This window comes from Vibrio sp. 1641, from assembly GCF_033339995.1.
In the GTDB taxonomy this organism is placed as follows: Bacteria; Pseudomonadota; Gammaproteobacteria; order Enterobacterales; family Vibrionaceae; genus Vibrio; species Vibrio alginolyticus.
The window spans coordinates 69,387-92,936 of record NZ_JAWOVP010000014.1; the positions used below are offsets into that span (position 1 = coordinate 69,387).

At 54.5% G+C, this 23,550-nt stretch carries 31 protein-coding genes and 1 pseudogene; 10 read left to right on the top strand and 22 right to left on the bottom strand.

What is annotated here, in order from left to right:
- Nucleotides 1-112 precede the first annotated feature (112 nt).
- Genes R7Z47_RS20200 through R7Z47_RS20215 form a run of 4 tightly spaced genes read left to right on the top strand, consistent with a single transcriptional unit; the run spans nucleotide 113 to nucleotide 3,640 of the window.
- Nucleotides 113-730: a hypothetical protein gene (locus R7Z47_RS20200; protein WP_001249396.1), complete on the top strand. Its 618-nt coding sequence runs from the start codon at nucleotides 113-115 to the stop codon at nucleotides 728-730.
- Nucleotides 712-945, top strand: a complete 234-nt coding sequence (locus tag R7Z47_RS20205; RefSeq protein WP_001191892.1) for a hypothetical protein — start codon at nucleotides 712-714, stop codon at nucleotides 943-945. The genes R7Z47_RS20200 and R7Z47_RS20205 overlap by 19 nt, the downstream gene beginning before the upstream one ends.
- Entirely contained in the window at nucleotides 945-3,137 is a 2,193-nt protein-coding gene (locus R7Z47_RS20210) for a DNA topoisomerase 3 (protein ID WP_000366822.1), read from the top strand. The genes R7Z47_RS20205 and R7Z47_RS20210 overlap by 1 nt, the downstream gene beginning before the upstream one ends.
- Before the next feature lie 14 nt (nucleotides 3,138-3,151).
- The gene (locus R7Z47_RS20215; protein WP_000468105.1) at nucleotides 3,152-3,640 is read left to right on the top strand and encodes a hypothetical protein; all 489 of its coding nucleotides are present in this window, start codon (nucleotides 3,152-3,154) and stop codon (nucleotides 3,638-3,640) included.
- 91 nt (nucleotides 3,641-3,731) lie between these two features.
- On the opposite strand, the gene R7Z47_RS20220 is transcribed toward R7Z47_RS20215, so the two are convergent.
- From R7Z47_RS20220 to R7Z47_RS20270, 11 genes are all read right to left on the bottom strand, one after another.
- Nucleotides 3,732-4,010, bottom strand: a complete 279-nt coding sequence (locus R7Z47_RS20220) for an ASCH domain-containing protein (protein ID WP_318130576.1) — start codon at nucleotides 4,008-4,010, stop codon at nucleotides 3,732-3,734.
- A gap of 232 nt (nucleotides 4,011-4,242) precedes the next feature.
- Nucleotides 4,243-4,860 carry a hypothetical protein gene (locus R7Z47_RS20225; protein ID WP_000464631.1) on the bottom strand — a complete coding sequence of 206 codons (618 nt, stop codon included), beginning with the start codon at nucleotides 4,858-4,860 and terminating at the stop codon, nucleotides 4,243-4,245.
- Between the two features lie 93 nt (nucleotides 4,861-4,953).
- Nucleotides 4,954-5,172: a hypothetical protein gene (locus tag R7Z47_RS20230; RefSeq protein WP_000362482.1), complete on the bottom strand. Its 219-nt coding sequence runs from the start codon at nucleotides 5,170-5,172 to the stop codon at nucleotides 4,954-4,956.
- Nucleotides 5,173-5,377: 205 nt separating this feature from the next.
- Nucleotides 5,378-6,034, bottom strand: a complete 657-nt coding sequence (locus tag R7Z47_RS20235) for a hypothetical protein (protein ID WP_000268551.1) — start codon at nucleotides 6,032-6,034, stop codon at nucleotides 5,378-5,380.
- Nucleotides 6,034-7,461 carry a DNA cytosine methyltransferase gene (locus R7Z47_RS20240; RefSeq protein WP_000936896.1) on the bottom strand — a complete coding sequence of 476 codons (1,428 nt, stop codon included), beginning with the start codon at nucleotides 7,459-7,461 and terminating at the stop codon, nucleotides 6,034-6,036. Before R7Z47_RS20240 ends, R7Z47_RS20235 begins: the two co-directional genes overlap by 1 nt.
- Nucleotides 7,462-7,464: 3 nt before the next feature.
- A complete protein-coding gene (locus R7Z47_RS20245; protein ID WP_000647189.1) occupies nucleotides 7,465-7,965 on the bottom strand; it encodes a hypothetical protein in 501 nt (166 codons plus the stop codon).
- 8 nt (nucleotides 7,966-7,973) lie between these two features.
- Entirely contained in the window at nucleotides 7,974-8,285 is a 312-nt protein-coding gene (locus R7Z47_RS20250; RefSeq protein ID WP_002210541.1) for a hypothetical protein, read from the bottom strand.
- A 5-nt stretch (nucleotides 8,286-8,290) separates the two neighbouring features.
- A complete protein-coding gene (locus tag R7Z47_RS20255) occupies nucleotides 8,291-8,797 on the bottom strand; it encodes a hypothetical protein (RefSeq protein ID WP_000566600.1) in 507 nt (168 codons plus the stop codon).
- Nucleotides 8,790-9,464: a thymidylate kinase gene (locus tag R7Z47_RS20260; RefSeq protein ID WP_000344151.1), complete on the bottom strand. Its 675-nt coding sequence runs from the start codon at nucleotides 9,462-9,464 to the stop codon at nucleotides 8,790-8,792. Before R7Z47_RS20260 ends, R7Z47_RS20255 begins: the two co-directional genes overlap by 8 nt.
- Nucleotides 9,439-9,720: a hypothetical protein gene (locus R7Z47_RS20265; RefSeq protein ID WP_000044824.1), complete on the bottom strand. Its 282-nt coding sequence runs from the start codon at nucleotides 9,718-9,720 to the stop codon at nucleotides 9,439-9,441. Before R7Z47_RS20265 ends, R7Z47_RS20260 begins: the two co-directional genes overlap by 26 nt.
- The gene (locus R7Z47_RS20270; protein WP_001125905.1) at nucleotides 9,713-10,090 is read right to left on the bottom strand and encodes a hypothetical protein; all 378 of its coding nucleotides are present in this window, start codon (nucleotides 10,088-10,090) and stop codon (nucleotides 9,713-9,715) included. The genes R7Z47_RS20265 and R7Z47_RS20270 overlap by 8 nt, the downstream gene beginning before the upstream one ends.
- Before the next feature lie 318 nt (nucleotides 10,091-10,408).
- Here R7Z47_RS20270 and R7Z47_RS20275 point away from each other — a divergent pair, with 318 nt between their 5' ends.
- Together R7Z47_RS20275 and R7Z47_RS20280 are read left to right on the top strand one after the other, a co-directional pair.
- Complete coding sequence (locus R7Z47_RS20275; protein ID WP_000939033.1) at nucleotides 10,409-10,552, top strand: hypothetical protein; 144 nt, start codon at nucleotides 10,409-10,411, stop codon at nucleotides 10,550-10,552.
- A gap of 91 nt (nucleotides 10,553-10,643) precedes the next feature.
- Entirely contained in the window at nucleotides 10,644-11,279 is a 636-nt protein-coding gene (locus tag R7Z47_RS20280; protein ID WP_000074431.1) for an N-6 DNA methylase, read from the top strand.
- A 52-nt stretch (nucleotides 11,280-11,331) separates the two neighbouring features.
- On the opposite strand, the gene R7Z47_RS20285 is transcribed toward R7Z47_RS20280, so the two are convergent.
- The 4 genes from R7Z47_RS20285 to R7Z47_RS20300 all read right to left on the bottom strand — a co-directional run bounded on the left by R7Z47_RS20285 (nucleotide 11,332) and on the right by R7Z47_RS20300 (nucleotide 14,108).
- Nucleotides 11,332-11,604, bottom strand: a complete 273-nt coding sequence (locus R7Z47_RS20285) for a helix-turn-helix domain-containing protein (RefSeq protein WP_000703827.1) — start codon at nucleotides 11,602-11,604, stop codon at nucleotides 11,332-11,334.
- Nucleotides 11,605-11,652: 48 nt separating this feature from the next.
- Entirely contained in the window at nucleotides 11,653-12,834 is a 1,182-nt protein-coding gene (locus tag R7Z47_RS20290; protein ID WP_001207227.1) for a ParB/RepB/Spo0J family partition protein, read from the bottom strand.
- A 3-nt stretch (nucleotides 12,835-12,837) separates the two neighbouring features.
- Nucleotides 12,838-13,623: a ParA family protein gene (locus R7Z47_RS20295; RefSeq protein WP_001151304.1), complete on the bottom strand. Its 786-nt coding sequence runs from the start codon at nucleotides 13,621-13,623 to the stop codon at nucleotides 12,838-12,840.
- A gap of 173 nt (nucleotides 13,624-13,796) precedes the next feature.
- Entirely contained in the window at nucleotides 13,797-14,108 is a 312-nt protein-coding gene (locus R7Z47_RS20300; protein ID WP_000338945.1) for a hypothetical protein, read from the bottom strand.
- Between the two features lie 306 nt (nucleotides 14,109-14,414).
- Here R7Z47_RS20300 and sul2 point away from each other — a divergent pair, with 306 nt between their 5' ends.
- Genes sul2 through R7Z47_RS20315 form a run of 3 tightly spaced genes read left to right on the top strand, consistent with a single transcriptional unit; the run spans nucleotide 14,415 to nucleotide 16,930 of the window.
- Nucleotides 14,415-15,230 (top strand): sulfonamide-resistant dihydropteroate synthase Sul2, encoded by an 816-nt coding sequence (gene sul2 / locus R7Z47_RS20305; protein ID WP_001043260.1) that lies wholly within the window; start codon nucleotides 14,415-14,417, stop codon nucleotides 15,228-15,230.
- A gap of 60 nt (nucleotides 15,231-15,290) precedes the next feature.
- Nucleotides 15,291-16,094: an aminoglycoside O-phosphotransferase APH(3'')-Ib gene (gene aph(3'')-Ib, locus R7Z47_RS20310; protein WP_001082319.1), complete on the top strand. Its 804-nt coding sequence runs from the start codon at nucleotides 15,291-15,293 to the stop codon at nucleotides 16,092-16,094.
- Nucleotides 16,094-16,930: an aminoglycoside O-phosphotransferase APH(6)-Id gene (locus tag R7Z47_RS20315; RefSeq protein ID WP_000480968.1), complete on the top strand. Its 837-nt coding sequence runs from the start codon at nucleotides 16,094-16,096 to the stop codon at nucleotides 16,928-16,930. The genes aph(3'')-Ib and R7Z47_RS20315 overlap by 1 nt, the downstream gene beginning before the upstream one ends.
- 106 nt (nucleotides 16,931-17,036) lie before the next feature.
- Here the strand turns inward: R7Z47_RS20315 and R7Z47_RS20320 are convergent.
- The 7 genes and pseudogenes from R7Z47_RS20320 to R7Z47_RS20350 all read right to left on the bottom strand — a co-directional run.
- A pseudogene (locus tag R7Z47_RS20320) lies at nucleotides 17,037-17,441 on the bottom strand (IS91 family transposase); the annotation flags it as partial.
- 111 nt (nucleotides 17,442-17,552) lie between these two features.
- Nucleotides 17,553-17,858, bottom strand: a complete 306-nt coding sequence (locus tag R7Z47_RS20325; protein ID WP_001255015.1) for a LysR family transcriptional regulator — start codon at nucleotides 17,856-17,858, stop codon at nucleotides 17,553-17,555.
- Nucleotides 17,859-17,885: 27 nt separating this feature from the next.
- Entirely contained in the window at nucleotides 17,886-19,100 is a 1,215-nt protein-coding gene (floR, locus tag R7Z47_RS20330) for a chloramphenicol/florfenicol efflux MFS transporter FloR (RefSeq protein WP_000214119.1), read from the bottom strand.
- 216 nt (nucleotides 19,101-19,316) lie between these two features.
- On the bottom strand, nucleotides 19,317-20,201 hold the full coding sequence (locus tag R7Z47_RS20335; RefSeq protein ID WP_001447541.1) for a DUF3363 domain-containing protein: 885 nt from the start codon (nucleotides 20,199-20,201) through the stop codon (nucleotides 19,317-19,319).
- 30 nt (nucleotides 20,202-20,231) lie between these two features.
- Nucleotides 20,232-21,725 carry an IS91-like element ISVsa3 family transposase gene (locus R7Z47_RS20340; protein WP_117247995.1) on the bottom strand — a complete coding sequence of 498 codons (1,494 nt, stop codon included), beginning with the start codon at nucleotides 21,723-21,725 and terminating at the stop codon, nucleotides 20,232-20,234.
- Nucleotides 21,726-21,935: 210 nt separating this feature from the next.
- A complete protein-coding gene (locus R7Z47_RS20345) occupies nucleotides 21,936-22,160 on the bottom strand; it encodes a hypothetical protein (RefSeq protein WP_000743213.1) in 225 nt (74 codons plus the stop codon).
- On the bottom strand, nucleotides 22,157-22,894 hold the full coding sequence (locus R7Z47_RS20350) for a recombinase family protein (protein WP_001366550.1): 738 nt from the start codon (nucleotides 22,892-22,894) through the stop codon (nucleotides 22,157-22,159). The genes R7Z47_RS20345 and R7Z47_RS20350 overlap by 4 nt, the downstream gene beginning before the upstream one ends.
- A 326-nt stretch (nucleotides 22,895-23,220) precedes the next feature.
- Here R7Z47_RS20350 and R7Z47_RS20355 point away from each other — a divergent pair.
- Nucleotides 23,221-23,550, top strand: a 330-nt coding sequence (locus R7Z47_RS20355; protein ID WP_170868628.1) for a hypothetical protein, incomplete at its 3' end; no start/stop codon positions are given.

Sequence of the window (23,550 nt, forward strand, 5' to 3'; positions counted from 1 at the left end):
TTTAGATCGCACACACGCCTATCTGTCCAATTTGGGCAGTTTGAGAAACCAGCTTTCCATCCCCCCCCTTTTAGAATGGGCTCATCGACAATTTTTGATGAGGAACGACACGATGAGACAACTGATAGCAATTCTGGGAGTGGCAATTCTGGCCGGGTGTGCCTCTAACGCCCCCGAGCAAAAGCCTCAGCCCCAGACTGCCCCTGCCGAAAATGACAAACCTGCCCGAGTTAGCCGGGAACTGTCGATGGCATGGGACAACATGGGGCGCGGTGGTGCTGCATTACGTCAACCTGGTTATATCCATGTGCTGGGCGACGGTAATGTCAGCGCAACGATGAACAAGGTCAAAGATGACTCCGCTGGTTCAGATAAAACTCCAGCAGGGATCAAGCAGCACGGGGATGTGAACGAAGCCATCAATACCTTCAAGTCCATGAATAAAGGCAAAGGCTACTCGCTGTACGAGTTGTCACGCTGGGAACGCTATTGCGATGGCGGCAAAGGTATGGACGAGCACGATTGGCGCTTTGTGGAAGCCGAGGGGACTACAAACATCCCCAAGGATGTTGTAACCGGCTGCATACCACCTACCCACACCTATCAAGATTATCTGAATGCCTGGACGCACTTTTGCACCAGCCAGGCTGTAACTGACGCAGATCGCCGCATTGTGCGCGAGTCCGTGCGTCCCTATTCAGTGGTGAACCCATGCAAAGCTCTGAAATAAGAAACCAGACAGAGCCAAGCCGTAAGGCTGAGCTCTTCGACGCTTTATCAATCATGCTCCAGGAGGCCGGTTCGAGGGGTAATTCCCGCGAAGCGGCCTATGTCATTTCTGGAGTCCTCGAAAACCTCTCCAGAGACTACCCCGAAGTCAAAGGTCTGGCCCAAAGCTGGGCTGAGCTGGCGAATCTGGAATCAAAGATGAGAGGAGCTGCTTAATGGACCTTTATATCTGCGAGAAGCCTTCTCAGGCCAAAGATTTGGCTGGCGTAATGAAGGCCTCCCAACGAGGTGATGGATTTCTCCATGATGGAGGAAACCGCGTTATTACGTGGGCGTTCGGCCACCTGCTGGAATTGTATATGCCAGACGATTATGACGAACGCTACAAGTCATGGTCACTGGAGACCCTCCCTATTGCACCAGAGTCATGGCGGTACAACGTTCGCAAGAGTGCGTTCAAACAGTACAAAATTGTTGAGGGACTGGTCAAAAAGGCGAGCACCATCTACATCTCAACGGACTACGACCGAGAAGGTGAGGCTATCGCCCGTTCGCTTCTGGATCGATTCCGCTACTCTGGCCCTATTCGCCGGGTTTGTTTGACGGCTCTCGATGAGTCAAGCATCAAGAAAGCGCTGAACAACGTAAAGGATGGCAAGGATACGGTCTCACTCTACTACGCCGCATTGGCACGGCAACGCGCTGACTGGTTGGTAGGCATGAACGTGAGCCGCCTCTACACAGTGCTGGCCCGAGATGTCGGCTTCAACCACACTCTTCACGTTGGCAGGGTTATCACCCCAACCGTCGCTCTTGTTTGTCAACGGGACCGAGAGATCGCCGGTTTCACCCCCTCACCATACTGGACTCTGGGTGTGAACGTGTCCGTACAGAATGGACAGTTTGCCGCCCAATGGATACCACCAGAAGAGTGCAGTGACGAGCAAGGCCGGTGCGTCAATAAGGCCTATGCCGAGCAGGTAGCCTCCCAGGTCAATGGTGCCAATGCTGTTATCAGCAAAGCAGAAACCAAACCAGGTAAAGAGTCAGCCCCCCTCCCCTTCGATCTAACGTCGCTGCAACAATACGCAAGCAAACGATGGGGATACACCGCTCAGCAGGTACTGGATGCAGCTCAAGCTCTGTACGAGACGCACAAAGCGACCACCTACCCTCGTACTGATAGTCGTTATCTACCCGAGAGCCAAAAGGAAGACATTCCGGACATTCTCCAGGCGCTCATTTTGTCCGATCAGAACGTCTCTGGGCTGGTGGCTGGCGCAGATCCTCATCGCAAGGCCAGGGTATTCAATGACGCCAAAGTGACCGCGCACCACGCGATCATTCCAACACCGGCCAGAACAGACATCAGTGCCATGTCTGAGATCGAGTTCAATCTTTACGACGCCATCCGTCGTTTCTACATCGCGCAGTTCTACAGCGAGTTCGAGTTCACCAAAACCTCCATCGAGGTGCAGTGTGGGCGTCACCTCTTTGCGGCCTCTGGTAAGACACCTGCCAAACAAGGCTGGAAGGTTTTGTTTGCTTCTGATAGTGAAAGCAGTCCCAAGGACGAGGGGGAAGACACCGACGCGCCGGTTGAACAAGAGAAGCTCCCCAGGGTTAGCCAGGGCGAACCCGCTTTGCTTAATGGTGCCGAGCTGGCAAACAAAATGACGCGGCCAGCACCGCACTTCACCGAAGCCACATTGCTTGCCGCGATGGAGAACATTGCCCGGTTCGTGACTGAGGAGAAGTTCAAGCAAATTCTCAAAGACACAGCCGGTTTAGGCACTCCAGCAACACGCGCAAGCATCATCCAGGGCGCTGTTGATAAAGGCTACTTCAAACGTCAGAAAAAGGTACTGCTTGCAACTGATAAGGCTCATGCGCTTATCGCAGTGCTTCCACCAGCCATCAAATCACCCGGCATGACTGCGGCTTGGGAGCAGGAGCTTGAGAAAGTCGCCTCCGGCTCCGGGAATATGTCTGTCTTCATGAAGCAGATTTCCACCTGGATCTGCCAAATGGTTGAGCAGCTCAAAGTGCCCGCACCGGTTCTGACCAAAGAAGGTGGCGCGATGGCTAAAGCCTTCGAGGGCGCTAAGCCGCCTTCACACGAATGCTTCAACTGCGGTGGAGAGATGCACCGGATCAAAGGGAAGAACGGATTTTTCTGGGGCTGCCAGAACGAGGCTTGCAAGAAGACGTTCCCAGACAACCGAGGGAAACCCGAGAAGCGTATCGCGGCTGAGGATTGTCCAGACTGCCCAGATTGCGGTAGCCCGATGCGTCTCAGGAAAGGAAAAGCGCCCGGCAAGAAGCGAGCTTCTAAGTTCTGGGGCTGCACCGCCTATCCCGATTGCAAAGGCACTATGCCCTTCAAAAAGTCGGACTTTATGGATTGATAGAGGAATTAAGTATGTTTGGAACAATCATTTTAACTGCGATGCTCACCACCAGCTCAGCCACTGCCGAAGATGCAGGGAAGAACATCGCCTCAGGCTTGGCGGCGGCATCCGCCAGCCAAATGGGGCAGGCCGTAATGCCAACTTTAGCTACCAGCTCGGCCATTGCAAAAAGCGCAGGTAAAGGCATGGTGTCAGGTTTGGCTGCGGCGACTGCCAGCTACATTCCCCAAGACGAGCTGAGCTTTACTCGAAGCTATAAGAACTCTGAGGCTGTGGATATGGCAAAGGGCCTGGGGACATTGAAAGAAGCGCCTGAGTTTCTCTACGTTGTTACAGACGTAAATGCCAACATGGCGGTCAAATGCAAGCGCGTCTGGGAGCCTCAATCTCTGGCTTTAAGTCCAGTGATTGTTGAGCTGGTGGAACTACGTAAGACGAACAACAAAGACAGCTACGAACAAGCACTATCCCACCTCGATTGTTCAATGTTCACAGACTAAAACAATTAAGGGGCCGATGGCCCCTAATTTTTAATAACCCAATTTCTTTTGATACCTGATTTTCCTACCAAGCACAGTTGTCATACACCATTCAATTCACATGGATAGCGAATACTTCAACCGGACAATCTCCAAAGTGCGGGTGCGTTATAACACTCCTTGAGAAGCCACGCCAAGGGCGAATCTCTATCCTGGACATATCTCCAGCCTTTGGGTAGCCACACTTAACATGGACTTCATCATACTCGCGCCCCTCTAGTCTTTTTATCCAGTAGTCTGTAACGAGGCGATATTCATCTGGTTTTTCTCCAAATTTGATCTGATCGAAGTAAATCTTTTTTACGGGCAGATGAAGTATTCTCTTTTTCATAATCACCACCTGATAGCCCATCAGACTATCTAACTATTCGACAAAACATCCCTTTTTCAATTTCTGTCTCTCTCGCCTCATGGGCCAATACAATATCCGCGATAACACGAATATTCCCTTCATAGTTGCGAATGGCCGCATCCCTCATCGTGTCTAAAGTGTCCTGACACTTCGCTCGCCTGAATTTAACGAGCCAACTTTGCCGATCTATCTTGTCCACACCAAATCCCATTTAGCGAACCATGTATCCAGCTTTTTTGGCCGCAGCATCAAGCTCGGAGGAGAAGTTAACGTCGGACTTTTCTGCCGCGTTATAGAGGGCTCCACACTTGGGCCATGAGCGTCCTACCAGTTTCATCGCCAACGCATCCGCCAGCATTTCTCGGATCTGTGTTTCAGCCTCACCAAAATCGGCCAGAGTTTCGTCTATGCCCGACTCTTCCATCAGCTCGATGAGCTGTGGTTGTTTGAGCCAGACGCCTGTTTGCATTTCCAACTGATCTCTTGCATCGGCCACCAATTGGCGTTCAAGGGTTACGCCATTCACGGTCTTAACAAATTGCTTTGGCTGACGCTTTACCTTTTTTGGCCTGGACACATCAGAGATAACCGTCACCGGCTTCCCACGCAGTTCACGCGGCAACGGTCCACTTAGCCCCAGAACTAAGCGACGAGCGTACTCATGCTCGTATGGTTTCAACCCTCGACCTTCACGGTACATTTCAGTATCCACCAGCAGATCACCGCGCAGCCTCGCATTTTTCCGCACTTGTTCGGACAAGACCGATTTACCCTTCCCGCTGGCTCCCATTACGAGCGAGTGAGATTCTACTTTGTTATCAAAAAACATAATTCCGCCCCCAAGGAGGTGTTGCTATAAAACATGGTTTGAACATCCGTATTTTCACGGCAATAACCGCCGGATAATGCAAGACTCCCAAACCTAAATAGGTCTCCAGGTGATGACATCGAAGTCATAGCTGACTTCCGAGTTGTCGTCCGCCGTTCGCCACGAACAATCATCTTCCTGAACATGGATCAAGTCGTACTCAACAATTTTGCCCGACCAACATCCTTTAAGCTGGCAATGAACAGGCACACCGACGACCGGCATCTTGTCGTTGACGCTGATCCACGGTTCTTGCTTTTGATCCAGATCCACCGGTTAGTCCTCTATGAACGATTTAATGGATCGCCCATCAAAAAACAGTTTCCCAGTTCCTGATACCGAATGTACTTCTGGAGCTGCCTTCCCTTTCAGGAGTTTCTGATAGCGCACCGCGTCTTTGAGCTCAGAGATCCTGACGCCAATGAGTGTGGCCGTCTCCTCAACTGTTAAAATACGGTCCCAAAAGCTGGTGGCGCTGTTATTGCGCCCACCGATACTCTGGGCAACGCACTCTGTTCTGGCCGCTTTTCCCTTTGCCATTGGCAATGTCCTCTTCATTCTTCTCAGCCCCCAGCTTACTCAGTATTTCAGCTTTTGTAGCGCGATGGCCGCGCATTAAAAGAGCATTCAGCAGGTATCCAGTGAACACCTCTGTACTCGGCATACGGTCAAGCAACTCAACATACTGCTCATCCGTCAAATCATGGATCTCACAATATTTTTCCACCGCCTTTTCGTAGGCTTCTGCGTAGCCATGAGTGGAAATCCTGAAAGCAATATCCCCATTGCCGTAGCCTGGCTTTGTGACGAGAAAACAAGGCGCGAAGTAGGTTCTCTTCACCCCCATCCGGCTCCGGTTCTCAATGCTGATATAAGCCCTCAGCCCCTCAGCAATGATGTTTGGCCCGGAGTTGCGTCGCCGCTTACAAGTCTTATTCTGACGCTTCACCTCTTCTGCCTCAGCTTCCCACTTTCGGTCCAAGCTGTAGGCCAGCCGGTGAGCTGTTGCGTAGGAATACTCTCTCAAGGAGAAGTATTCCTGCCGGTAATCATCCGCCACCCCAACTGTTCGTGCGACACGGAACCCGACGAAACCGGCGTCATGGGTTCCCTCGCCGTAGTAAATGACTGCCATTATCTACCTTCCTTACTTCTGATACCGTGCTGCACCACGGTATGGCGACCGCAATTCACATTCAGGTGATCCCGAACTGCGGCCATGACCGCTGAATGCAATCTGTAATCCACACTCTGCCCAAGCGTTTCTGTCGCTTGTTCTTTTGCCATCCACGAAACATCAAAGCTATCAGGTATCGACATCAACTCCTGAACCAGATCGACCGATGGCTTGTAAATGCGGCCACCGTCTTGGATGTACACTGCATCCTTTACCCCACGATCCTGAGACTTGAGGATGGTCGGGCAACTGGTGCTTTCTCTCGTCAAGAACGCAGGCATCCTGCGAGAAGTTGACTCTCTGGCCTGAATTGACTTCAACACTGTGACGTCAGCACAATCCCCGAGGTGCTTCTCGATCACCGGCCACAATCGTCCACCAGCTCTCTGCTCAGGTTTCGGTGGAACGAACCCAGGGAAGACCGACGCCACCATGTAATAGCGTTCTCGCCCCTGGTAAGCGCCGAAATCCAGACCGTTCAAGACCATCTCAGTGAGGAAGTACCCCATCCGCCGCAGTGTCGTTCCCATCATCGCCCCGGCTCCGGATGCTTTGAAGTTCGGGACGTTTTCCACCAGCACGACGGCAGGGTTCACGACCTCGATCTGTTTTAGTGCCGGGTAAACCATGTCGAGCATGGTGGAGAGATCCTCAAGAGAACGCTCTTTGTCCCTTGGACTTTTGGCGTTTGAGTGGTCATCACACCCCAACGAGTAATGGGCCAAACCAATTGGTGGGCACTCCGCCAGCAAGGCTCCAAGGCGATCCAGCTCCAGGTGATGAATGTCTTCATTCAGCAGGATACGCGGGGAGCTGTTCACCAGCGTATTGAGCGCATGTACTTCACTCAGGTTCCGCCCGGATGCTCTGTCTCTGGCTTCAACTGGACGATGCTCCAAAACAATCTCAGCCTTCCAGCCAAGCGCTTCCATAACATGAATGTCTACCCCGCCAGTCAATGCCACAAAGGCACGGAAAGGGCTGGTTTTTCTGAACCGATCCGCAATGGCAAAGGCTCTGTTTGCGACAGGAGTGAAGACTACTCGGCCTTTTCGCATTTCGACGTGGAAACGCTCTGTATAGCGAGGGAAGCACTTATCTATGAGCCCTTGTCCAGAAAACTCAATAACGGTTTCCAGCGGGTTGTTGGAGCGACTCTTTGGTTGATACCGGCGCTGATAAACCTGGTGTGTCTGTAGTTCATCGGTCGCTGGGATCACCGAAAAACCGCCCATCCCCTCCCCTGGCTCAACGGCGATGCCCATACCTGGCTTGAACCCCATAACATCCAAAAAGTTGGACGAAACCCTAACCTTGCGTTTATCGCCTACTCGATTGAACGCAAGTTGTTTGGTTACTACGGAGGGGGAGACGATCGGTAACATTGGTCAACCTCTTTTCTTCTTGTTTTGCTCGCGCTTCACCATTGCTCCAGCAGCTTTCAGAAGTCTCTGGTTCTCCGCCAGCTCCTCTTGGAGTTCCTGAGTATCCTCTTCTGTCTGAGGCTTTTTCAGCTCGGCCTCGCAATATTGGACCTCTTCCTGCAAGCTGACTTTCGCAAACTTGAGAGCGGCCAGTCGCGTCGTATAAACGCCAAAAGGCAATTCGCCACCTTCCCGGAACTGCTTCAAACACCAGCTCGGTATAGATGGCAACCAACCAAAGTCCCCATTCTTCCGTGACCTTTTCCCCCACGTAATCCCATCTAACTTTTGGGCAAGATTGACATAGCGTTGATCGCTGGTTGAGTTGCGTCGTTTCTGAATAGAGCGAACTATCCACTCTGTAACCTCGACCTTTGCTTTATCATCATCAGAGATGTAATAAAGGGCTGCGTACAACACAGCGCCTTTACGAATGACTGATGGTGGGTATGCCTGGGCTTTCATCTATCCCCCTATCGCTTTTTCTGTCCGACAAGACGGAGATGATCGGCGGCCAAGTCATACTGCTCGTTTTTGTCGCGGCGGCGGAATCTGTCAAAAAACTTCCCTCGTGGCAGGGTTTCTTCCATAGCGATCAGGCGGTTCAGCCACACTTCTTGAGGTAGCATCCCTGCTGGAGTCGGCCCGAGCTTACGTCCTTCCTTGACGTGCTCCATTGTTTGCGTGGCAGTAAAAATCGCACCACCAAACTTTCTCCACTTGAATTGCAGGGGCATATCTGGAGACTCATCCAGCATCAATTTCTTATTGGTTTGTTCTGTCACGACAATTACTCCACCATCCATTCTTCACTAAGCAGGAACGCCCAGCGCTCTTCTGCTTTTTCTGGGTTGTCTTTGGCCTGTTTGATCATGATCTCGGCGGCGTTAAAGCCTACCTCTCCACTGAACCGGCCCCATGAATGGCTATGCCACTCGCGCATCACACTTCGGCCAAGCGATGCAAGTTCTGGACTTACACCCTCATGGAGGGCATAGAGCTCCCAAGCATCCCACCCGTATCGTAATAGGTTGTGCCCTGGGGCGTTAAAGGCCTGAGCAGCCTTGAACCGCTCTCCAGGCTCCTTCCCTCTAACATCCACACCCTGGAGCACCAACCCCATTACCACTTCAATGACCGGCTCGCGTTGCTTCTTTGCCAGCTCGATGGCAGCCACCAGCATTGCTTTGGCGTCAGCAAATTTCCCATGCCCTTGGCACATACCGCAGGTTTCTTTGGAAGGGGAAAAGTCATAAACACCGGAACCAGCACAGAGGCGGCATGTCATGTCAATCATGGGCTCTTCTCTCCTCATACTCTTCGATGCGCTCTTTCAGACGCTGAACCACTGGTGCGAGCTCAGGGATAGCTTCCGCTTCCTCAAGCGTGTATCGCTTGTCTTCCTGGTAATCGACTATTTGAGGAGGCCTTGGCTGTTTAGGGAACTCAGCAAAGTCATTCAGCGACATCGAGGTAGGAAGTCCTCCTTCAATCTCACCTTTTTCGTTGAGTGACTGGGTGACGATAAGCTGTGTTCCGCCCACCTCGGTATCAAAGCGGTCATCAAAGCGCTCACCGATAGTCCAGCCGCCACGGCCAAGAACACAGGTCGTACTCATACGTAGGCGATTGAATGCTTTAGCGTCATCCCAGTTCAAAGGATTTTCATCCATGAGGAAAAAAGGCGCTTCGTCCCGAACGAACACCTTGGACTTGGCGTTATCGAAGATCGGCCCAAACACCCCCTGCTGGAGGTATGGTTCGACCTTCTCTGCAAGATCCTGGTGCCCTTGAGAACGCAGCGCCTCATAGAGCTGGGTGATTGTTTGTTTGCCGGTGCCCGGAAGGCAGGACAATACTGTCTGCTTTTCCTCGTCACTCAGGCTTACCATTCTGGACAAAAAGCTGACTACCAGCTCGTTGTGCCCATCGACCGTTTCAATGTTGAGCTTGTTCTCGTCCATCTTCTTCCTCAGTAATCGGTTCGATAAATTCAATGGAGTCCATGCTTACATGACTGATAATGGCTTTCAGGCCGCAGCAGTCGCATGGTTCAAAGGTCAGTTCTGATCCCTTGGGAGACTGATGCGTGACCGTTGCCACAGCCCCTAGAGGGATCACCCCCCAGCCGTTTTTTAGTACCCGAGTAGTTCTGACCAGCCGACCTTTGTACTCTCGTTTCAGTTTCGGATGCGGCACTACCGCATATCGCTTACTCATTTCGGTCCCCTTGTACCAAAGGCTCGACAACCAGCTCTTGAGCTTCGTCCCAGTCGGACACCTTTGCATCACCAAACGCAAAGGCAATTCGCATAGCCACTGTCGGCCTGCCTATTTTCATCAAGTAAGCCGCAGCACCGGCACACATCGACTCTTGTCCCGAAGGTGCATAGTTACCCTCTTCATCCCATTCACCACCTGACTTTGAATGCACGGTCTTGTGGCAATGAAACGTCGTCATGTCGTTTTCAACGATGTCGTTGATGATGCCTTCTAATCGCCCAGGGACCAGCTCGATAGCGCCCTCCTTCCGGAATGGACAGTTGGCGCAAGGTTTCTTCAAACGGAGATGATTTGCTTGCTTTGGCATACATATCACTTTTACAGTATCATTTTATGATTCTATGATATAGCCATATTCCGTGTAGTCAATATCTCACTAACAATTACTTTCTATCGGACGCTTACGCGCCCATTTTGGGCAGATAGACAAGTTATTTGGGCGTTTGGAGTGTGCGAGGTGGACAGCGGGGAGACTTTCACATGTGAAAGTTTTGTTTCTTGGTATCGTTTTATTGTCCCTTGATATTATTTTATGATGCTGTAATAATCATAAATAAGGGCCGCATCGCTCTTCGACCTTCGTTGCAGCCCTTACAACACAATCAAGCAATTAAGGAGCTTTGTTATGCTGCAAGGCAATACTAACACGAATAAGCGCATCCCGCTCGCGGCGTTCATGAAATGGCCGCTGGCGAAACGTCAGGACTTCATCGACCGGGAAATGTCCGGTTGCCCCGACTTTATCAAGACGTCTTTGCTTCGGCATTAAGGCGATCAGGCAGGAAAGCAAAGAACCTCGCTTCGGCGGGGTTCTTCGTTTCTACCTCTTGAATGTTTCGTCAGAACAAACTGGAGCGCTTATGTCACCAGAAACACAGCAACTTACATCCAAGGCTTTATCTCTCATCGAGCAGTCCCGATACAGAATGGGCACATCTCGGTTTGTTGAGGCCTTTATTGACCAGTGGGCATACTTGCAGACTGGCCTATACCCAGCCAAGGAGGAGATCCCGGAAGAACTTCAGCCGGTCGCCTTCGAGCTCTCTCACGTCCTGTCTGCCGCCATTAAGCGCGACCCCACCAGCGATGTTTTGGGTTACGTCCTAAGCATGTCTGGCTTCCACAAGAAGGGCACCAATTACTTCCCCACTCCTCCAGAGATTGGCCGCTTGATGTCACTCATTGTTGGCTCACAGTCTTCGGCAGACTTTTATGAGCCCTGCTGTGGTTCTGGCATCAACGCCATTCACTGGATGGAAAACCTGATCGAGAACCACGGTCCCGAAGCATTGAGAGAAGCCTCAATCTACCTGGAAGACATCGATCCGTTGATGGTGAAGTGCTGCATGATCCAGCTATTCCATTATTTCGAGTCCCGCAATACCACTCCCAAAACGCTGAGTATCGTCGGCATAGACACCCTTAGCAGACGAACCAAGAACATCGCCTACTACGCCGAAAAACCTCCAGCAACCGCCGCTACCGTGGCAGCATAAAAAAACCCGCCGATTGGCGGGTTTTGCATTCAATGCGCTGCTCTATGGCACCTTACAGTTTTCCGTACCGGTTCAAGAACGAAGACCTGTCTAAGATCCCCCAGTCTGTCAGCATGTAGTAGCCGGTGGCACCTCGTTCGCCGGTAGACTCCCTGACGAACAAGATATTCATTCCGAACTCATCACGCAGGGCAGACAACTGTCTCTTGATCGTTGATTCAGGAATATTTGTTGCCTTGTGAAGGTCTTGGAGACTTGGCTTCTCCGTTTTAGACAGGGCATTCACCAAAGCAAATTTTCTTTTCATGTCCTGTGAGATCTTCATATTCACCTGTTCTTGACAGGCCCAACCTCTCTGGCTGGGCCTCCTTTATTAGCCTTCGACACTCAGGAGTTCAATGTCTGACACAGGCACATGAACATGCTTTTCCTTGCCTTCGCCATCGAGCGTTTTAACCCAGACAGTAGACGGAACCAGAGCAACACGGTCGGTCATGATGACTCCACGTTTGGTCTCGCCATCCAGGTTAACGTTGACAGCAAAAATCAAACTGTCAGCCCGGACGTTCTTCCATTCCTTGTCCTTCGGCAGAGGAGGAAGAGCATCACCGCCTTCTTCATCTTTGTCCTTGCCGCTGTTATCTGGCTGCTTGACAGGATCTTTGTGCTCACCCTCTTCATCACGCAAAGGGTCTTCGTCATCATCGTCCTGACCATTGGAATTTTTACCCCCTTCCAGTTCCTCCTGGGCAAGGTTCAGGTCGTCATTCCCGGTTTGTTCCGACGTACCATCCCCACCCGAGTTGAGGGATTGCTCGTCGGTGTTGCCAGCGCCAAGCTCATCATTCTGGTGGGAGCCAGTCAGTGGGCCTTTTTCCATTTCGTCTTTGATACGTTTGGCATCATTCAGCAGCTCACGGCTTTGTTTACGAGTAATCCCGTCAGACATAGCCACCGCGCAGACGGCGCGACATCTTTCTTCATTCAGATCGAACAAGAGACGAAGGTTATTCAAGGTCTCTGTATCAGAACATACTTCATTATCGTATAACTCACGCACACAGTCAGGTAGCTTGAGCAACGACAGATGCGTAGATACGAAAGTGATATTCTTACCGAGCCGATCAGCAATATCCTTTTGCTTCCAACCTTCTTCAATAAACAGGTTTAACGCCTCGGCAATCTCTACCGGAGTCAAGTCATCCCGCTGGATGTTTTCGATCAGCTCACCAGCAGTCTCGTCCAAGTTGTTCTGGACCTTATCATTCACCACCAAGTCAATGGTCTCGATACCAGCGTGTTTACACGCTCTCCAACGCCGCTCCCCTTTTTGGATGACGAACTTGCCTTCTTCGTTCTTCGGGAACACGATGATCGGAGACTGCTGCCCTTCGGTCAGCAAGGTTGCCGCCAGCTCTTCAATGTTACGGAAGCGCTTACGAACCTGGACCTTGGATACAACGTCGTCAACAGGTACGGTAAGAACCTCTTTGCCTTTCTTGCCTTTGGCGGCTTTAGCAAGTTCGGACAGGCCTTTTAAATTGTTCAATGCCATCGCTTAGCCCACCTTCTCTAATAGTTCTTCCAACACCGCCTCAACTTCTTTGGCCGCGACATGTCCATAGCGAAGCTCCCAGACAGGGATGCCATCAGTCGTCGCCGTATCGAGCGGAGGCCGGTGCATAATTTTGTTCTCAAACAACAGATCCGGAACTGTGTTCTCCAGCGACTTGAGGGCTTTGTCGTGATTGACAGAGCGGTCCATGTCGTTGATCACGATGCCCAGGATCTCCAAATCTTGGTTGTACGCCTCGCGCACACCAATAATCGTGTTCAGGAGACCTTCTACGCCGTCCACAGCGAAGCCAGAGAGCTTTACTGGACATGCCACATGGGTAGACATCACCAACGCTGCCACCAGCTTTCTGCCGAGGCTAGGCGGACAATCAATCAGCACGTAGTCGTAGTTCTCAAACAGCTCAGCCAAATGGCGAGCCGGATTCATGGCCTGGTCAAGAGGCACAGCCTCCATCTCAAACAGATCCGGGTCGTTTTTCGGCGTATGAATGAGGTCTGCACCGCAAGGGCAGTGCATGACCTCAATGCCGTCCAGCTCGTAAGCGAACAGCTCTGCGGTTTTGGTTCCTGTGAGGATGGGCTCGTAGTCACCATCCTCAAGCTCTCGTCTGGGGGCCAGTCGAGAGGACGTGTTCCCCTGACCATCCATATCCAAGACCAGCACTTTCTTTTTCTTCTGTAACGCCAGATAAAAGGCCTGCTGGATACAGAGGGTACTCTTACCCACTCCGCCTTTCTGGTTGGCGAAGCTGATTACTTTTGCCATACCCACCTCTATTTTGGTTTCTCGCAGGTGATCAAGACCACCCCCAAACTTTCACATGTGAAAGATTGTAGCGATCATAAAATGATACTGCAATATCTAATTATGGTTCTGTTAAAACAAACTTTAAACAAAAAAACGGCCATGAAGGCCGCTTATTGACAAGGTTTGTGCTGTCAGCGCAATTGATTTGCTGCTCCAAGCCCATTCGCCAATAACTGCATCGCATCGTTGAACAGCGCGGAGCCCCGTTCCGGTGTGAGCAATTCCGGCATATCTTCTCGCGGCCAAGTACCGGCTACTTGAATGAGCAAACTGGCAGCCCAGTGGATCTGCTTTTCTTCACTTTCATCGGCCAGAGTGCATACGACGGGGAAACCGTACTTACGCCCCCAGCGACTCACCTCTTTGAACGATACCAGCTCAGGCTTTTGCAAATCCCGGCTGTAGGCCTCAGCTATCATGTGGTTCAGTTCTTTAGCGTCCATTTATCCCACTCTATTGTAAACAAGACATTTTTATCTTTTATATTCAATGGCTTATTTTCCTGCTAATTGGTAATACCATGAAAAATACCATGCTCAGAAAAGGCTTAACAATATTTTGAAAAATTGCCTACTGAGCGCTGCCGCACAGCTCCATAGGCCGCTTTCCTGGCTTTGCTTCCAGATGTATGCTATTCTGCTCCTGCAGCTAATGGATCACCGCAAACAGGTTACTCGCCTGGGGATTCCCTTTCGACCCGAGCATCCGTATGAGACTCATGCTCGATTATTATTATTATAGAAGCCCCCATGAATAAATCGCTCATCATTTTCGGCATCGTCAACATAACCTCGGACAGTTTCTCCGATGGAGGCCGGTATCTGGCGCCAGACGCAGCCATTGCGCAGGCGCGTAAGCTGATGGCCGAGGGGGCAGATGTGATCGACCTCGGTCCGGCATCCAGCAATCCCGACGCCGCGCCTGTTTCGTCCGACACAGAAATCGCGCGTATCGCGCCGGTGCTGGACGCGCTCAAGGCAGATGGCATTCCCGTCTCGCTCGACAGTTATCAACCCGCGACGCAAGCCTATGCCTTGTCGCGTGGTGTGGCCTATCTCAATGATATTCGCGGTTTTCCAGACGCTGCGTTCTATCCGCAATTGGCGAAATCATCTGCCAAACTCGTCGTTATGCATTCGGTGCAAGACGGGCAGGCAGATCGGCGCGAGGCACCCGCTGGCGACATCATGGATCACATTGCGGCGTTCTTTGACGCGCGCATCGCGGCGCTGACGGGTGCCGGTATCAAACGCAACCGCCTTGTCCTTGATCCCGGCATGGGGTTTTTTCTGGGGGCTGCTCCCGAAACCTCGCTCTCGGTGCTGGCGCGGTTCGATGAATTGCGGCTGCGCTTCGATTTGCCGGTGCTTCTGTCTGTTTCGCGCAAATCCTTTCTGCGCGCGCTCACAGGCCGTGGTCCGGGGGATGTCGGGGCCGCGACACTCGCTGCAGAGCTTGCCGCCGCCGCAGGTGGAGCTGACTTCATCCGCACACACGAGCCGCGCCCCTTGCGCGACGGGCTGGCGGTATTGGCGGCGCTGAAAGAAACCGCAAGAATTCGTTAACTGCACATTCGGGATATTTCTCTATATTCGCGCTTCATCAGAAAACTGAAGGAACCTCCATTGAATCGAACTAATATTTTTTTTGGTGAATCGCATTCTGACTGGTTGCCTGTCAGAGGCGGAGAATCTGGTGATTTTGTTTTTCGACGTGGTGACGGGCATGCCTTCGCGAAAATCGCACCTGCTTCCCGCCGCGGTGAGCTCGCTGGAGAGCGTGACCGCCTCATTTGGCTCAAAGGTCGAGGTGTGGCTTGCCCCGAGGTCATCAACTGGCAGGAGGAACAGGAGGGTGCATGCTTGGTGATAACGGCAATTCCGGGAGTACCGGCGGCTGATCTGTCTGGAGCGGATTTGCTCAAAGCGTGGCCGTCAATGGGGCAGCAACTTGGCGCTGTTCACAGCCTATCGGTTGATCAATGTCCGTTTGAGCGCAGGCTGTCGCGAATGTTCGGACGCGCCGTTGATGTGGTGTCCCGCAATGCCGTCAATCCCGACTTCTTACCGGACGAGGACAAGAGTACGCCGCAGCTCGATCTTTTGGCTCGTGTCGAACGAGAGCTACCGGTGCGGCTCGACCAAGAGCGCACCGATATGGTTGTTTGCCATGGTGATCCCTGCATGCCGAACTTCATGGTGGACCCTAAAACTCTTCAATGCACGGGTCTGATCGACCTTGGGCGGCTCGGAACAGCAGATCGCTATGCCGATTTGGCACTCATGATTGCTAACGCCGAAGAGAACTGGGCAGCGCCAGATGAAGCAGAGCGCGCCTTCGCTGTCCTATTCAATGTATTGGGGATCGAAGCCCCCGACCGCGAACGCCTTGCCTTCTATCTGCGATTGGACCCTCTGACTTGGGGTTGATGTTCATGCCGCCTGTTTTTCCTGCTCATTGGCACGTTTCGCAACCTGTTCTCATTGCGGACACCTTTTCCAGCCTCGTTTGGAAAGTTTCATTGCCAGACGGGACTCCTGCAATCGTCAAGGGATTGAAACCTATAGAAGACATTGCTGATGAACTGCGCGGGGCCGACTATCTGGTATGGCGCAATGGGAGGGGAGCAGTCCGGTTGCTCGGTCGTGAGAACAATCTGATGTTGCTCGAATATGCCGGGGAGCGAATGCTCTCTCACATCGTTGCCGAGCACGGCGACTACCAGGCGACCGAAATTGCAGCGGAACTAATGGCGAAGCTGTATGCCGCATCTGAGGAACCCCTGCCTTCTGCCCTTCTCCCGATCCGGGATCGCTTTGCAGCTTTGTTTCAGCGGGCGCGCGATGATCAAAACGCAGGTTGTCAAACTGACTACGTCCACGCGGCGATTATAGCCGATCAAATGATGAGCAATGCCTCGGAACTGCGTGGGCTACATGGCGATCTGCATCATGAAAACATCATGTTCTCCAGTCGCGGCTGGCTGGTGATAGATCCCGTCGGTCTGGTCGGTGAAGTGGGCTTTGGCGCCGCCAATATGTTCTACGATCCGGCTGACAGAGACGACCTTTGTCTCGATCCTAGACGCATTGCACAGATGGCGGACGCATTCTCTCGTGCGCTGGACGTCGATCCGCGTCGCCTGCTCGACCAGGCGTACGCTTATGGGTGCCTTTCCGCAGCTTGGAACGCGGATGGAGAAGAGGAGCAACGCGATCTAGCTATCGCGGCCGCGATCAAGCAGGTGCGACAGACGTCATACTAGATATCAAGCGACTTCTCCTATCCCCTGGGAACACATCAATCTCACCGGAGAATATCGCTGGCCAAAGCCTTAGCGTAGGATTCCGCCCCTTCCCGCAAACGACCCCAAACAGGAAACGCAGCTGAAACGGGAAGCTCAACACCCACTGACGCATGGGTTGTTCAGGCAGTACTTCATCAACCAGCAAGGCGGCACTTTCGGCCATCCGCCGCGCCCCACAGCTCGGGCAGAAACCGCGACGCTTACAGCTGAAAGCGACCAGGTGCTCGGCGTGGCAAGACTCGCAGCGAACCCGTAGAAAGCCATGCTCCAGCCGCCCGCATTGGAGAAATTCTTCAAATTCCCGTTGCACATAGCCCGGCAATTCCTTTCCCTGCTCTGCCATAAGCGCAGCGAATGCCGGGTAATACTCGTCAACGATCTGATAGAGAAGGGTTTGCTCGGGTCGGTGGCTCTGGTAACGACCAGTATCCCGATCCCGGCTGGCCGTCCTGGCCGCCACATGAGGCATGTTCCGCGTCCTTGCAATACTGTGTTTACATACAGTCTATCGCTTAGCGGAAAGTTCTTTTACCCTCAGCCGAAATGCCTGCCGTTGCTAGACATTGCCAGCCAGTGCCCGTCACTCCGCGGTCTTCACTGCGTGATCGAGTTGATCGACACCCGCCGTGACACGCTCCATGAAGTGCCTGCCTGCGTCTGTTAGCCGAACGCCCCGCGCATGGCGCTCAAATAGCAGGACACCAAGGTTATCCTCCAGCGCTTTCACACGCGCGCTGACGCTCGACTGGCTGATACCAAGTGCCTTGGCCGCATGCCGAAAATTCAGATGCTCGGCGACGGCGATGAACTGAACAAGGGAAATGAGCGGTATCCTGCCAGACAGGATACCGACATTCACGAGGTTTCGATGGTTAGTGCGCCGCATCGGAGCGGGCCTGCTACCAGTCGTCGGTTAGACGACTGGCGACTTCTCGGTGGCAGCCCCACGGAGCCGAAGGAGCACCAGCCCCAACGAAACCAGTACCGCCATCGCCGTGGCGTAACAGATCACGGGCCACGCTGTGTCACCGTTTAAAAGTGCCACCGCCAATGTCCCGACAATGCTGACTATCAGGCTTTGAACGCAGAAGTAGAACGCGACCGCTGATCCCGCGATGTCGTCGAACTCTGCCAAAGCGCCGTTCGCGGTAACGGACACCGTGAAGACAATACCGACCGCGACAACCCACATCGGTAGGATGAAGGTGAGGAATGACGGCGAGCCGTAAAGTTCGCCGATCCCCAACAGGACCGCTCCGCAAACAAGCAACGCCATCCCACGCGCCACGCATCCTGCGATGCCCCATCTGGCGACAAAGGACTTCGCGAAACGGGTTGTCACGATCATTACAAGCGCGACAGTGGCGAAGGCAAAGCTGAATCCGATCTCGGAATATTCCGCTTGGCCTATGAGCACACGGGGAGCCGTCGAGAAGAAGACGAAGAAGGTGCCCATACCGGCGCTAAAGCCGACAGTGTAAACCCAAAAAGCCGGACTCGCGAAGATCGGCAAGACAGATCGGCGCGTCTTGACTTGATCCAGAGGGCGGGTTTCGTGCCACCTGAAACCCGCATTTAGGAGTGCGAGCATCGCCAGTATAGCCAAAGTAATGAATATCGCCTGCCATCCCAAGAACTCGCCGATCAATGCTCCGGCGATAGGGCCGAGCGCAGGCACGAACGCCAGCATCGAACTGAAAAGGCCGTAGATGACGACACCCTCAGGACGGTTGGCATAAACGTCGCGAACCGTCGCGAACGTCGCCACCAGCATGGCCGACGCGCCCACTGCTTGAAGTAGACGGAAAGCGACAAAGGCCGGTGCAGTTGAAGACCAAGCTGCTCCCAGAGACGCAATGACGAAAGCCGTTGCGCCCGCAAGTAGAATTGGCCGTCGCCCGATTCTGTCTGAGAGCGGACCAAAAATCACCTGGCCCACGCCGAGCATCACCATATAGAGGCTCAACGTGAGTTGGATCATAGCGGGCGTCGTGTTCAGGATGCCGGGCATCGCTGGAACGACAGGGAGATAAATATCCATCGCCAGTGAAGCGAGGATGTCGAAAGGAGCCATCAGCAGCAGTGCTGCCGGCAGCGTATAGGCCCACGCGGGGCGTGTGGTGGTCATGACGAATCAACCCTCGATTAAGGAATACCGGGCGACGTCTGCTCGTCAGCAATCAGATGAGACTAGCCTTACAGAGCGCCGCAACAACAATACTGGTTGTTGCGGCTTACTTGTCTGCTGACTTGGAATTTCCCATCTGATTACTCCACGCTTACGAATATGAATTGCTACATTTTATCCGATTATCTTTTGCTTCGCAATGCGGCATGGGCGCACTCAGCGTTCCAGCCCCCTCTGCCGCCCTAACTGCCACGACACCGACCCGCCCTGCACGATGCCCATAACCTCGCGGCCGAGTTGGCGGTCGATGATCGGCCGCCACGGGACAAGGGTGAACTCATGGGATTTCTCGACCACGGCGAACTTGCCGCTCGATAGATGCACGGTTCCGGTAAACTTGCCGCTGACGCTCTCGCCGTCCGTGGCGGCGCGGAACGGCAGGCCCTTACTCAAAGCCATATCCGATCCGACGCCGGCTACCTCGCGCTCCCGCAGGATGGCGAGAAGGTTGCGCCGGTAGAAGACGCGGCTGTCCCGGCTGCGGGTGGCGTCGCCCTGTTCGATATGGTGCTCGCGGCGCTGGTCCATGGCTTCGCGGACTTGTTGCCCGAAGCCGGTTGGCGCAAGGTCGGCCGTCTCGCCGTGGATCAGCCGCCGGTCCAGCCAGGTCGCGCCGTCCGATCCGATCTGTTTGTTCAGATCGACCGGGGAAAGGACGCGAACGCTGGCCTGACTGTCTCGGCCGGCGTCATGGGCGGCGGCACGGCTGACCAGATCATCGGGGATGCGCCATTGGTCGGCGTCGATCCGCTCGACGATACCGGCCCGGCGTAGCGCCTCCAGCCGGCGCACATGGGCATCGACATAGCCCTCATAGTCGCCGCCTGGAACGCGGCACGTATAGGAAGAATAAACGCCCTTTTCACCCAAGTCCAACAGCTTTGGACCGCAGTTGACTCTTTCGACACCCCTGCGATGCAACCCAATCCGGCTGACGGGGAGCCAGCAACGCTGAAAATTTACCCTCCTCTTTCCCACTAGCGGCTCCTTTTCCGACAACCAGCACGGCGGATCCCTGCCGCGGCGCTGTGAACGCAGCATTTTGATTGGTATCGTTGGCCTTCAGGCTCGTCAGTCAAACAGACCCAGGAGCAGCTCAGCCGGTGGCGCCCGGCTTTCGGGTAACGCCCTGGTCCCGCTGGTTTCGGCTTTGTGCTTCAGGTGATCAAGGATCTGCTTGATCACTATAGGGTCTTCAATGCAGGCGATGACTTTCATGGCGCCGCCGCCGCCGCTGCAGGTCTCGATGTCGATATTGAAAACACGCTTGAGCCGTTGCGCCCATGTCATCGACGCTCGCCGTTGTGCTGGTGTTGCCGGTTCATCAGCCACCCTGACCTTGTTGCCCCTGCCCCGTTTTGCCGGCGTGACCAACGCCCGGTGCCGACTGTTGGGTGCGAACACCCCGTGGAAGCGGGTTAGGTTGACTCTGGGCTTCGGTACCAGGGCGGCCAGCCTTGCAATGAAATCCAATGGTTCGAAAATGACGTGCGTGGTGCCGTCCCGGTACGGCGTCTTGAGCTGGTAGCGCACGTTGCCGCCTCGTGTTAACGACAGCCGCTTCTCGGATACCGCCGGGCGGCTGATGTACCGGCACAGCCGTTCGAGCTTCTTGCGTTCATCGGCCCTGGCCGCCACGCCGGCGTGCAGGCTGGACCCGGCTACCTTGCCAATCCCGTCACCGAACGGATCACCACTGGTCGGCAGAGTTTGCAAAGTGAACACCTTTCGCCCCGCCTGTGAACCGACAGCGATACGGTAAGTGATCGAGTGCCCCAGCAGGGGTGTCATCGGGTCGTCATCCACCGCATCCGAGGCCAGATAGCTGTTTTCGACATCCCGTTCCAGCAGGCCTTGCCGTTCCAGATAGCGACCCACCCGGTGGGCGATGGTGTGCGTCAGCTGGGTGAGCTCTGGGCTGGTCGGCGCCTTGACCCAGCGGAAACGCGCTGAGCCGTGGGATTGCTCGACATACACACCGTCGAGAAACAGCATGTGGAAGTGAACATTCAGATTGAGCGCCGATCCAAAACGCTGGATCAGGGTGACCGCGCCCGTCTTGGCCACTTGGTGGGTATGGCCCGCTTTCTTGACCAGGTGCGTGGCAATGACGCGGTAAACGATGCCCAGCACCCACCCCATGATCTCGGGCCGGCTGGCAAACAGGAAACGCAGCTGAAACGGGAAGCTCAACACCCACTGACGCATGGGTTGTTCAGGCAGTACTTCATCAACCAGCAAGGCGGCACTTTCGGCCATCCGCCGCGCCCCACAGCTCGGGCAGAAACCGCGACGCTTACAGCTGAAAGCGACCAGGTGCTCGGCGTGGCAAGACTCGCAGCGAACCCGTAGAAAGCCATGCTCCAGCCGCCCGCATTGGAGAAATTCTTCAAATTCCCGTTGCACATAGCCCGGCAATTCCTTTCCCTGCTCTGCCATAAGCGCAGCGAATGCCGGGTAATACTCGTCAACGATCTGATAGAGAAGGGTTTGCTCGGGTCGGTGGCTCTGGTAACGACCAGTATCCCGATCCCGGCTGGCCGTCCTGGCCGCCACATGAGGCATGTTCCGCGTCCTTGCAATACTGTGTTTACATACAGTCTATCGCTTAGCGGAAAGTTCTTTTACCCTCAGCCGAAATGCCTGCCGTTGCTAGACATTGCCAGCCAGTGCCCGTCACTCCCACTCGATTGTAAACAAGCACACAAAACCCTTTAGTGACAACAATTTGCAAGAACTATCAGGCTCAGTGCCATGAAAAATACCATGACCAGATCATGAGGTTGAACACGGCTTGCGCCGGCAGCGTTCACGCTCCTGGTCGGCGATCTCGCCCGGCTGCAATGCTAGCTCAGCATCGGTCATGCGCTCCAGCACGTCGCGTAGGCGGATGGTGCAAGGAATGGGCGGCAGCTCGAACTCATAGCCGCCGGCGATCATTTCGGCCGCAATCTCCTCGGTGATGAAAAACGGCTCGTCGTCTTGGTTCGGCTTCTTCATGCCCTTTCCTCCTGGCGCTCATCCTGGCCGACAGCGGCCAGGGCATCGGCTTCCGTCAATGCGTCCTCCACGAACGCGCCGTGCTGCTTCGCTTCGGCCTGGCTGACCTCGGCCCATATCCGTTTCACCTGGGCCGCACTGTACCCGGCCAGCTCGGCGGTCTTGTTGATGCTGTAGCCGGACTTGCGCAGCGCGACAACTTGGGCGCGGCGCTTCGGATCAGCACGGCGGCCCTTGTACCGCCCGGCCTGGCGGGCCAACTCAATGCCTTGGCGCTGGCGTTCGCGCCTGTCCTCGTAGTCGTCGCGGGCCATCTGCAAGGCCAGGCGAAAAAGCATGATCTGCACGGCTTCCAGCACGATCTTGGCGACGCCCTGGGCCTCGGCCGCCAGGTCGGATAGATCGACCACGCCAGGGACGGCCAGGCGTGCGCCTTTGGCCTGTATCGAGGCCACCAGGCGCTCGGCCTCGGGCAAAGGTAGGCGGCTGATGCGGTCGATCTTCTCGGCAATGACCACCTCGCCGGGCTGTAGGTCGCCGATCATGCGCAGCAGCTCAGGCCGGTCGGCGCGTGCGCCGGATGCCTTCTCACGGTAGATGCCGGCGACGTAGTAGCCGGCGGCCTTCGCGGCCGTAGTGATCGCCTCTTGGCGTTCCAAGTCCTGCGCGTCGGTGCTGACGCGCAGATAGACCCGCGCCACCATCGGCGCGGCTACTGGCTTCGTCCTGCGCATACTTGCGGGCTCCTTTGGGCATACGCAAAGTGTCCGGTCATGCTACCCCCGGCCAAAAAGGCCGTCATGCGATTTATCTTGGCCGGGTCGTTATTGGCGGGTCTAAATGGCCGCTCCGTGGATCTCATCGCCAGAAATGGCGATGCGAGATCCAGGGCAGGGCGGCCGCCATCGTCAGACCTGGCGATGGTCGACGCCGGCGCGCATCGTCGGATGTGGCGATGCGAGCTCGAGGTCGGTGGCCACCGCCGGCGACCTGGTGCCATCGTCGGCAATGGCGATGCTGCAGCTCGACGTGCGCGGCCTGGTCGTCTCGGCATCGTCGGATGCGGCGATGCTCGAGCGAGGCGAAAAAAAACCGCCTCGGGGTGTCCGAGGCGGCAAGTCTGCATGCGGTTCAGGGAGGAAGAAACCGCGCCGGCGATCAGGGAGGAAAACCGCGCGGCCTGATGTGCAGCTCGGCCACTTTAGCCGGATTTTTCGACTTATCCGATGCGAGCGGCCCGCCGTGGGCGCTGCTCGATCTGCTGTTGCTTTTTCTCGACGTGCTTCTGCTCCTGGTGCTGCTGCTCGTCGCGCGGCACTGTTGCAAAGTTAGCGATGAGGCAGCCTTTTGTCTTATTCAAAGGCCTTACATTTCAAAAACTCTGCTTACC

What these genes read in the sequence shown, in the direction of transcription:
- R7Z47_RS20270 (WP_001125905.1), bottom strand. Translation starts at nt 10,090, where the DNA reads ATGCCAAAGCAAGCAAATCATCTCCGTTTGAAGAAACCTTGCGCCAAC.
- R7Z47_RS20285 (WP_000703827.1), bottom strand. Translation starts at nt 11,604, where the DNA reads ATGAAGATCTCACAGGACATGAAAAGAAAATTTGCTTTGGTGAATGCC.
- R7Z47_RS20210 (WP_000366822.1), top strand. Translation starts at nt 945, where the DNA reads ATGGACCTTTATATCTGCGAGAAGCCTTCTCAGGCCAAAGATTTGGCT.
- R7Z47_RS20265 (WP_000044824.1), bottom strand. Translation starts at nt 9,720, where the DNA reads ATGAGTAAGCGATATGCGGTAGTGCCGCATCCGAAACTGAAACGAGAG.
- R7Z47_RS20235 (WP_000268551.1), bottom strand. Translation starts at nt 6,034, where the DNA reads ATGGCAGTCATTTACTACGGCGAGGGAACCCATGACGCCGGTTTCGTC.
- R7Z47_RS20245 (WP_000647189.1), bottom strand. Translation starts at nt 7,965, where the DNA reads ATGAAAGCCCAGGCATACCCACCATCAGTCATTCGTAAAGGCGCTGTG.
- R7Z47_RS20255 (WP_000566600.1), bottom strand. Translation starts at nt 8,797, where the DNA reads ATGATTGACATGACATGCCGCCTCTGTGCTGGTTCCGGTGTTTATGAC.
- R7Z47_RS20325 (WP_001255015.1), bottom strand. Translation starts at nt 17,858, where the DNA reads ATGCGGCGCACTAACCATCGAAACCTCGTGAATGTCGGTATCCTGTCT.
- R7Z47_RS20350 (WP_001366550.1), bottom strand. Translation starts at nt 22,894, where the DNA reads ATGCGCAGGACGAAGCCAGTAGCCGCGCCGATGGTGGCGCGGGTCTAT.
- R7Z47_RS20280 (WP_000074431.1), top strand. Translation starts at nt 10,644, where the DNA reads ATGTCACCAGAAACACAGCAACTTACATCCAAGGCTTTATCTCTCATC.
- R7Z47_RS20260 (WP_000344151.1), bottom strand. Translation starts at nt 9,464, where the DNA reads ATGGACGAGAACAAGCTCAACATTGAAACGGTCGATGGGCACAACGAG.
- R7Z47_RS20340 (WP_117247995.1), bottom strand. Translation starts at nt 21,725, where the DNA reads ATGCCTCATGTGGCGGCCAGGACGGCCAGCCGGGATCGGGATACTGGT.
- R7Z47_RS20295 (WP_001151304.1), bottom strand. Translation starts at nt 13,623, where the DNA reads ATGGCAAAAGTAATCAGCTTCGCCAACCAGAAAGGCGGAGTGGGTAAG.
- R7Z47_RS20220 (WP_318130576.1), bottom strand. Translation starts at nt 4,010, where the DNA reads ATGAAAAAGAGAATACTTCATCTGCCCGTAAAAAAGATTTACTTCGAT.
- R7Z47_RS20290 (WP_001207227.1), bottom strand. Translation starts at nt 12,834, where the DNA reads ATGGCATTGAACAATTTAAAAGGCCTGTCCGAACTTGCTAAAGCCGCC.
- R7Z47_RS20315 (WP_000480968.1), top strand. Translation starts at nt 16,094, where the DNA reads ATGTTCATGCCGCCTGTTTTTCCTGCTCATTGGCACGTTTCGCAACCT.
- R7Z47_RS20240 (WP_000936896.1), bottom strand. Translation starts at nt 7,461, where the DNA reads ATGTTACCGATCGTCTCCCCCTCCGTAGTAACCAAACAACTTGCGTTC.
- floR (WP_000214119.1), bottom strand. Translation starts at nt 19,100, where the DNA reads ATGACCACCACACGCCCCGCGTGGGCCTATACGCTGCCGGCAGCACTG.
- R7Z47_RS20335 (WP_001447541.1), bottom strand. Translation starts at nt 20,201, where the DNA reads ATGCTGCGTTCACAGCGCCGCGGCAGGGATCCGCCGTGCTGGTTGTCG.
- R7Z47_RS20200 (WP_001249396.1), top strand. Translation starts at nt 113, where the DNA reads ATGAGACAACTGATAGCAATTCTGGGAGTGGCAATTCTGGCCGGGTGT.
- R7Z47_RS20225 (WP_000464631.1), bottom strand. Translation starts at nt 4,860, where the DNA reads ATGTTTTTTGATAACAAAGTAGAATCTCACTCGCTCGTAATGGGAGCC.
- R7Z47_RS20205 (WP_001191892.1), top strand. Translation starts at nt 712, where the DNA reads ATGCAAAGCTCTGAAATAAGAAACCAGACAGAGCCAAGCCGTAAGGCT.
- R7Z47_RS20300 (WP_000338945.1), bottom strand. Translation starts at nt 14,108, where the DNA reads ATGGACGCTAAAGAACTGAACCACATGATAGCTGAGGCCTACAGCCGG.
- sul2 (WP_001043260.1), top strand. Translation starts at nt 14,415, where the DNA reads ATGAATAAATCGCTCATCATTTTCGGCATCGTCAACATAACCTCGGAC.
- R7Z47_RS20275 (WP_000939033.1), top strand. Translation starts at nt 10,409, where the DNA reads ATGCTGCAAGGCAATACTAACACGAATAAGCGCATCCCGCTCGCGGCG.
- R7Z47_RS20215 (WP_000468105.1), top strand. Translation starts at nt 3,152, where the DNA reads ATGTTTGGAACAATCATTTTAACTGCGATGCTCACCACCAGCTCAGCC.
- R7Z47_RS20345 (WP_000743213.1), bottom strand. Translation starts at nt 22,160, where the DNA reads ATGAAGAAGCCGAACCAAGACGACGAGCCGTTTTTCATCACCGAGGAG.